At 40.1% G+C, this 8,738-nt stretch carries 4 protein-coding genes and 3 pseudogenes; 2 read left to right on the forward strand and 5 right to left on the reverse strand.

Annotated elements, in window-relative coordinates; all coding sequences use genetic code 11:
- Positions 1–89 precede the first annotated feature (89 nt).
- The gene (locus HYG89_RS14915; RefSeq protein ID WP_256734025.1) at positions 90–278 is read right to left on the reverse strand and encodes a cysteine hydrolase family protein; all 189 of its coding nucleotides are present in this window, start codon (positions 276–278) and stop codon (positions 90–92) included.
- Between the two features lie 84 nt (positions 279–362).
- Positions 363–1,246 (reverse strand): annotated as a pseudogene (locus HYG89_RS14920) (MBL fold metallo-hydrolase).
- A 132-nt stretch (positions 1,247–1,378) separates the two neighbouring features.
- Here HYG89_RS14920 and HYG89_RS14925 point away from each other — a divergent pair.
- Complete coding sequence (locus HYG89_RS14925) at positions 1,379–2,350, forward strand: GlxA family transcriptional regulator (protein ID WP_004976500.1); 972 nt, start codon at positions 1,379–1,381, stop codon at positions 2,348–2,350.
- A 134-nt stretch (positions 2,351–2,484) separates the two neighbouring features.
- Positions 2,485–2,808, forward strand: a pseudogene (locus HYG89_RS14930) (helix-turn-helix domain-containing protein); the annotation flags it as partial.
- Between the two features lie 2 nt (positions 2,809–2,810).
- Here the strand turns inward: HYG89_RS14930 and HYG89_RS14935 are convergent.
- From HYG89_RS14935 to HYG89_RS14945, 3 genes and pseudogenes are all read right to left on the reverse strand, one after another.
- Positions 2,811–3,221, reverse strand: a complete 411-nt coding sequence (locus HYG89_RS14935) for a transposase (protein ID WP_178868217.1) — start codon at positions 3,219–3,221, stop codon at positions 2,811–2,813.
- Between the two features lie 179 nt (positions 3,222–3,400).
- On the reverse strand, positions 3,401–4,213 hold the full coding sequence (locus tag HYG89_RS14940; protein ID WP_178868218.1) for an OmpA family protein: 813 nt from the start codon (positions 4,211–4,213) through the stop codon (positions 3,401–3,403).
- An 86-nt stretch (positions 4,214–4,299) separates the two neighbouring features.
- Positions 4,300–8,738 (reverse strand): annotated as a pseudogene (locus HYG89_RS14945) (YadA-like family protein); the annotation flags it as partial.

Consider the following 8,738-nt stretch of genomic DNA (forward strand, 5'->3'; position numbering starts at 1 on the left):
GTCATTTGAATGATTTCTTCTTGGTCTACGTGTCATAAAATACTCCATATATTGATGTTTATAACATCATTTGGGGAGCAAAATATCACTTATAAGTGTTGTTCAAATTTCCTGATCCACCTCTGTTGGACATGAATCACTTGAGTACCCTGTTGACGGGCCTTCGCAATTACTTTCACTGCATTAGCAGCAGCTTGTTCAATATTTACTAAGGGTAATTTACCTGTAGGTAGATATTCATTTTGTAAGTCGATAACTAATAAAGCTGATTTTGACATATCTGTTCCTTTACTTAACTAATATTTGTTTTGTTCTACTTAGGTTTTTAAAGAAGTGGAAGTATTCCATTTCTTTAAGTTACTTTAGAAAGAAAGCGTTTCACCATCGATAGGAATTAAAACCTTATCTTGGATTCCTTTGTCCTTTACGTAATCTGCAAGCTCAGCACGTGTTACCGACATGTGGTTAATTGCATCCATGTGAACAGCAACCACTTTAGCATTTGGTGCTTTCTGAGTTGCATGATAAGTATCTTCTTTGCCCATAATAATGGATTCTTTAAAGCCATCAACCAAGGCGTTACCTGTATTCAAGACAATCACATCAGGTTTAAATGTTTGAATCGCTTGATCAACTTCAGAACGCCAGATGGTATCTCCTGCCACATAAACAGTTTCATGGCCAGCAGCTTCAAATACCACACCCATTGCTTCACCTAATCCAGCTTTAAGCTTAGGAATACGGTACATGGCATCAGTACCGTGTGACCACCAGTTTTAGTGAGCTTAATCCCTTCAAAGGTCGCTTGAGTTAATACACGAACATCTTTGAAGCCTTGTGACTGAATGATTTTCTGGTCTTCTTTATTCTGTACAAACAACGGCATGTTTTTCGGAATAGTCGCTTGTGCTGCATCATCCCAATGATCTAAATGGGTATGGGTCACGATTACCGCATCTACACCTTCTAAAATCGTTTCGGGCTTGATAGGCAAATCGACTAATGGGTTCCGTAAATAGCTACGATGAGTATCAGGAAAACCTTCATAGAATCCTTTTTTAGCAAACATTGGGTCAATTAAAAAAGTCGTATCAGCATAGGTTACTTTAATCGTTGCATTGCGAATTTCTTGTATATGCGTAACTTTAGAAGTATCTCGCTGAACCACCTTATCATTCGCATATAAATGGACTGAAGCCATTGCCAGAGAGAGTGCAATAACAGAGCTACTTAAAATTTTATTCATGTTCCAGATCCAATCATTTAGTCATACTCGAATCATGATAGGAAAAATTAAGCAATAAAATTGTCCTTAAGGACAATCATCGAAACTATTGGGACAACATGCTATATTTATTATTTTAGAGAGGTAGATCGAATGGCTATACCAGTGATTGGATTGTTCGTTTATCCCAATATAAATCCATTTCACTTCTCTATCCCCCATATCATTTTCAATATCAAGATTGAAGATAAACGCTTATTTGATCTGAAAATTTTTTCTATAGATGGCCAGCCCGTAACAACAGAACAGTCTATGATGATTATCCCTGATGGTGGGGTCGAGCTCATTAAAGAGTCGGATCTTATTATTATTCCTGGGTGGGATGATTTTAATCACGAGCCTGAACAAGTACTTATCGATGCCCTAAATTGTGCATATCAGACTGGAATTAGAATTGTAGGGTTATGCTATGGAACTTATGCACTGGCATATGCTGGTTTACTTGACCATAAAAAAGCAGCTACGCACTGGATGGCTGAACAAGATTTCAGTGAGCGGTTTCCACAGGTTCAACTTGATCATGATGCCCTGTATGTAGAAGACCAAAGGATTGTAACCTCTGCTGGAACAGGTGCAGCATTAGACTGCTGCCTATATTTGGTACGAGAAATCTATAATGCACGAATTGCGAATAAAGTCTCTAGAGTAATGGTGATCCCGCCTCACCGTGAAGGTGGGCAAGCTCAGTTTATTGAACAGCCAGTCGCAGAATCGAGCCAAGATGCACAAATTAATGTATTACTTGATTTTTTAAGAAAGAATTTAGCTTTACAACATAATATTGAAAGCCTCGCTGAACGGACACATATGACACGCAGGACGTTCACACGGCATTTTAAGAAAGCGACAGGCATGACCCTAGTCGATTGGCTGAATACTGAAAGAATCAGATTAAGTTGTGAACTTTTAGAAACGACAAACTTGTCTATCGAAAAGATAACCGAGCTTTCAGGTTTTAATAATACCGTGTCATTTAGAAAAAATTTTCGTGAAAAATATGGCACCAGCCCTCAGGCATGGAGAAAAGCTTTTGGGATCATTAATGAAAATAATCCACCCATTTAACATAATCTCTATTATACGAAGTACACTTGTAACTCCAAAATAGAAATGTCCGGTTTCTCCAAAGTAAAAATGTCCGCTTTTAGAATATGCACTTTTGCAATTTTCTTAGCGGACGGTTTGATATGTTGGTGTCTATGTCGGATAAAGAACTTAAACGATTGTCGGTCTTGCAAGAAATCTGTGATCAACGCATAACCCAGTCCCAAGCTGCTCAGCTACTTCATATTTCAGAACGTCAGATCAGACGTTTATTGCAAAAATACAAAGCTCAAGGCCCAGCTGCATTAGCACATGCTGCACGTGGCCAAATCAGCAATTCCAGGCTTCCTGAAGAGCTCAGACTCAAGTGCCTCAATATTGTTTCGGATCAACTGCATGGTTTCGGACCCACTTTAGCGCATGAAAAGCTCACCACCGTACATGGATTCGATCTTTCAGTAGAAATCCTGCGTTCCTGGTTTCATTGTAGCCCCCGCAGTAGTTCGATAAGGCTGTCATTGTCAATTTGGGCAATAGTCAGTTTTATGGGCATTGCATTGTGGCTGGGGATTTGTAATTCTATACCCGTTAGGACTGATGAGTTGACTGTGCTATGGTCGTTGCTTTGCTCATGGTTTGGGTTCGGCTGTATACTGACAGGGATGAATGTTGGTGTATTGCGGTAAGCGTCATTGTCAATAAGTGCGGGTATTTGGTCGGTTTGGGCTTGTTTGGCTTTTTGTTCTCGTTTCCAGTTGTGCAATAGGTTCTGGTTGATGCCGTTGTCTCTGGCTATACTGGCAATTGACCGCCCTGAGATTTCGGCTTCTTGTACTAGAAATTCTTTGAATTCGTCACTGTAGGTCTTGCGCTTGGGTTTGTTGCTTGCCATGTTAATGTCCATTTACTGAAAATCATGGACATTATCTCGCTTCATCTAAGAGTCCAGTAGAGGGGATGGTCGGGGGCTTACAAAAATTGTGTGTATTCTATAACTCATCGCCCTAAAGGGAAAGCATAAAAAAAGACCGCATACGAATACGGTCTTCTTTTGTAGAATAAATTCTGTTATTACTGTTTTTTCACACCGGTAATTTGGACAGTAACACGACGATCCGGTTGCAAACAAGCCTGTAAAGCCTGACGCTGCTTAACATCATAGCAACCATTAGTTACTGGCTGACTTTTTCCTGCACTTGCAAAGCTAATGGCCTCAGCGGGTGTTCCCTGTTGTGCCAAATAGTTACGAACTGTTTGGGCACGATTCAAACCCAACTGATAGTTATAGCTTTCCGAACCCAGTCTGTCTGTATGTCCCACCAAATGGATTTGATTAACACTTACATAGCCTGTAGCAATCACAGAGGCCAGTTGATTGAGCTCATTACGACCTTGTGGTAATAAATCATTCAGACTGGAACCATTAAATTTAAATAAAGCGTCAGCATTAAGACTTAAAGTTTCAACGTGTGGTTGCACGATAACTTTAGATACTTGTGGAGCATCTAAATTTTGGCAGTTTTCACCTTTCCAACTTAAGCGTTCTCCTAGATTTTCTTTATCAAAATCAATTCTTAATTGGCAACGTTTATAATCTTGTGTATTAGGAACACGAATATCTAATACATAATTCCATGTTTTAACAAAGAACACGCCTTCGCTAAATTGTGGATTACCAAGTAAATGGCGATATTGATCTTTTGTTAAACCTGTACTTAAGTTTGCTACAGTGCCATATTCATAACGCAGTACTTGATTTAAATAGCTCTGCGGAATTTCTGGAAAATAAACTTCCTGATCTGTTGGTGTTTCAGCATATGTAAAGGATGAATGCATCAAAGTTAAGCCAACTAATGCACTATATAAAATTGATAGCTTTTTCATTTAATTAAATCTCATAAATAATAATTCAGATATTTCAATAGAAGACATCTTTTAAGATGCCTCCTATTCTTTCTATTTAAAATGGATTAATCGATTACGCCTGAGATGCCCACACGGAACAGTGCACTTCCCGTAGTCCCACCAGCAACACCACCAGTCAATGACCAACGACCGTTATCTGCTGTTCGACGAAGTGTTGCACCAATCGCGCTTTGATCATTGTAGTAAGATGCACCTGCCGCATAAGTCCATTTACCAGCAACAAAAGGAGCTTGCTCAAGTGCTGCGGTTGCCGCGATGCCTGCTGAAAGGTTATCTTCCAACTTATTGATTCGATTATTGGTGTAGTTAAACGCTTGATCTAGGTTATGCTGAACGGTTGTCACTCCTTTGTCCAATGCACTTAAAGCGTCACCAACATTATTGTAAGAACCACCAGTCACGTTATATGTTGGAGCAGTTGTATTCCCATTCGCATCAACAGTTGATCCACCACCTAAATAAGTTGCGGTATTGCTGTTGGTTGTATACAACTGTGAACCATTCACTGCATCTGTAGAAGTAGTAGATACTTTACCAGCAGCGACATTTGTCACTTTCTGACCATCCGCATTGATACCATCTTTATTAATGGTCACATTACCAACTTTCACCTGATCGGCTTTGACAGTACCCGCATTGACTGTATCTGCATTGACTTCTTTGACTTTAATACTGTCAGCCAAAGCAAAATCAACAGTGCCATCTGTTGCTTGTGTAATATTGATATTTTTATCAGTATTTACCAAGCTGACTTTATCTCCAGACTGAACTTGGAAATCTTTACTTCCTGCATTCAATGTCCAGCCTTTATTAAGTTCAGTAATAGCATCGCCAACATTATGTACAGACTTGTCTTGGTTACCCACAACATACGTCGGTGCGCTTACAGTACCATCAGTGGTAACTACTGAATTGCCACCCAAGGCATTTGCAACGGACTGACTCACTTGATGGATTTGTCCACCATTTATCGCATCTTTACTGTCTGCTGCAATATTACCATTGGCAACATTTTCAACTTTATTACCACCTACATCGACTTTATTCGCTGTAAACGCTAAATCACCTGTAAGACCTTTAGCAATTGTCAATCCTGTATCACCTAAGTGAACATTATCACCAACTTTTACACCCTCATTATTCACTACAGTTTTACCTGTTGTTAATGAGTTAGCAACAATATTAGGATCAACAGAAACCTCTATACCGACATTTCCATTTTCTTTAGGTTTCTGATTAATATTAATATTATCACCAGCAATAATCGTGACCTTATCACCTGGTTGGATATTTGCAAGTCCACCAGTTCCTGTGCTTGGTGTTGTTGTCGTGTTTGAACCTGTTCCTGTATTCGAGCCAGTTCCTGTGCTTGAACCTACTACCGGGTTCTGACCTTTAAGATCACTTACTGTAATATTCCAACCTTTGGCTAACTCATCGATAGCACCTTGAACTGTATTAAAGCTTTGGCCATTAATCGTGTAATGATTTGGAATGAGATTACCATTTGCATCGTAGGTCGTACTATTAAATAAGTACTGTTGTAATTGGTCGAGATTAACTGCATCTTGCCCTTTTTGACCAGCAGCTACATTTGCAATCTGCAAATTACCCGCACTGATTCCAGTCGATAAAACAGCAGGTTTATTGACATCACGAGGACTACTTGGGTTTGATGGGTCTACTGCAAACCAGAAACCAGAATGATCGAATCGTGTATTACCTGCTGCAACACTACCGTTAGGACCTAACTCTAAGTTTTTCGCCAACGCAAAGCCAATCACCGTTGTTCCATTTTCAGTTTTAGCTGTAGTGGTCAAGTTCTGTTCACCATCTACAACACCAACATCGACTTTATCACCCGCTTTAACTGCTGTGCCTGCACCTAACTTGCCGTTAGAGTTTACAGTCCAACCTTTATCAAGTGCTTTAATCGCATCGCCAACATTGTTGACAGTCGCATTGTTCACTGTATAGCTTGGTGCTTTAACTGTACCATCTGGATTAACGACAGACCCGCCACCCAAAGCATTTGCTACCGATGATGATGTCTTGTAGAGCTGGCTACCATTCACTGCATCTTTGCTTGCATCATTCACATCACCAGCCAAAACATTGGTGATTTTCTTATCACCTGCATTAATACCTGTTTTGGTAACACTTGGACCACCTACAATAGTAATACCATTGTTATTCACAACCGTATCACCAGCAGTCACACTGTCAACTTTAATATCTTTTGCTAAGTTAAAGTTGAGTTTGTGATCAGCTGCTGCTATATCAATGTTTCCATCAGTATTGGCAAAGTCTAAGGTTTCATCTGGTTTAACATTGCCTTTTGGCGAAGTTACACCACCTTGAGTGGCTGTAAAGTTCCAGCCTTTTTCTGCTGTTTCTTTGACTGCATTTAATTGACTGCCATTCACTGCATCTGTGCTGTCCTTGTTCACATCACCCACAGCAACATTGGTAATTTTATTTCCACCCGCATCAATGCCATCTTTTTTGATACTTGGTGCTTTTGCTAGAGCGCCCCCATTTGCATCAACAAAGCTTAAGCCATTATTGTTAATCACTGTACCACCAGCGTTTACACTGTCAACTTTCAAGTCTTTTGCCAACTCAAAGCCAATCACCGTTGTTCCATTTTCAGTTTTAGCTGTAGTGGTCAAGTTTTGCTCACCAGTCGCAACACCAATATCGACTTTATCACCCGCTTTAACTGCTGTGCCTGCACCTAACTTACCGTTAGAGTTTACAGTCCAACCTTTATCAAGTGCTTTAATCGCATCGCCAACATTGTTGACAGTCGCATTGTTCACTGTATAGCTTGGTGCTTTAACTGTACCATCTGGATTAACGACAGACCCGCCACCCAAAGCATTTGCTACCGATGATGATGTCTTGTAGAGCTGGCTACCATTCACTGCATCTTTGCTTGCATCATTCACATCACCAGCCAAAACATTGGTGATTTTCTTATCACCTGCATTAATACCTGTTTTGGTAACACTTGGACCACCTACAATAGTAATACCATCGTTCTTCACAACCGTATCACCAGCAGTCACACTGTCAACTTTGATATCTTTTGCAAGATTAAATGTTAATTTATTATCCCTAGATGTAATACCGATATTGCCATCTGTATTTGCAAAGTCTAATGTTTCGCCAGGTTTAACAGTATCTGCTGCTGATATTGTAGTACCGTTTGTTGCGGTAAAGTTCCAGCCCTTTTCTGCTGTCTCTTTCACTGTATTTAACTGACTACCATTGATCGCATCTTTACTTGTTGTACTGACATCACCTGCTGCTACATTGGTGATTTTCTTATCACCAGCATTAATACCATTGGTTGTAATACTTGGACCTGTTGGACCACCAACCGTTAAACCACCTTGATTCAAGATCGTATTACCTAGCGTAATACTATTCATTCCTGTTAAATCTGGATTTAATTGAATTTTAGCTTGCCCTTGAGAGACAACAGTCGTGATATTTTGATCACCTTCTATTTTAAATGTTGAACCTAAAGGATTTGTTGAACTACCTGTCGTTGCATCTGTAAATGTCAATGGACTATTAACCGCTGAATTTAAATTTTTGATGGCATCACCTACATTATTATTTGTAGTTGGTGCACCTGTTACAGGATTATTCGTGATATAAGTCGGTGCATTAATTCCGCCTGTTGCAGGATTAATTGTCGTTCCTAATGCCTTGGCTGCATCGTCTGCTACTTGACCTAGAACTGCATTGGTTGCGTACAATTGACTACCATTGATCGCATCTGTACTGGTTGCAGTGATTGCACCCGGAGCCACATTCACTATTTGGCGTTCTGCACCAACGGCACCCACACTGACAACACCTGCAGCTGTACCTGCATAATTATAGGTTTTCCCATTAATTGTGCCATTCGATACCTGTACATATGCCTTATCTGCTGATAAGTTTCCTAGAATTACATTCCCATTTACGGTATTAGCTGCTGTATTCACCGTAACACCACTACCGACCACAAACGTATTATCTGTAGCAATGGTGTTATTATTTCCTAGTGAATAGGAATTGTTTCCAGAAATATTACTTAGATCACCAAATGCACCTGAGTTATCGCCGCTGACAACATTACCCTTACCTATACTAATAGAGTTTGAGCCTGTTGCCTGAGCTTTATTGCCCAATGCAATAGCGCTATTACCAGAAGCAATTGAGCCTGTCCCTAAAGCCACTGTATCTGCTGCTGATGCTTTAGCACTACTACCTAAAGCAATAGAGTGATCTCCTTCTGCTAAACTAGAATTTCCTATAGCATTAGAAGCAAACCCTGTACTTTTTGAATTGAAGCCCACTGCCGTGCTTTGTTCACCTGATGCAAGAGCGCTAAAGCCAGCAGCAAGAGTATAATCAGCTGCTGCATGTGCTTCTTGTCCAACCGCAGTAGAAAAATCTCCTTCTGCTAAACTAGAATTTCCTATAG

The organism is Acinetobacter sp. SwsAc5, assembly GCF_013391485.1.
GTDB classification, from domain to species: domain Bacteria; phylum Pseudomonadota; class Gammaproteobacteria; order Pseudomonadales; family Moraxellaceae; genus Acinetobacter; species Acinetobacter towneri.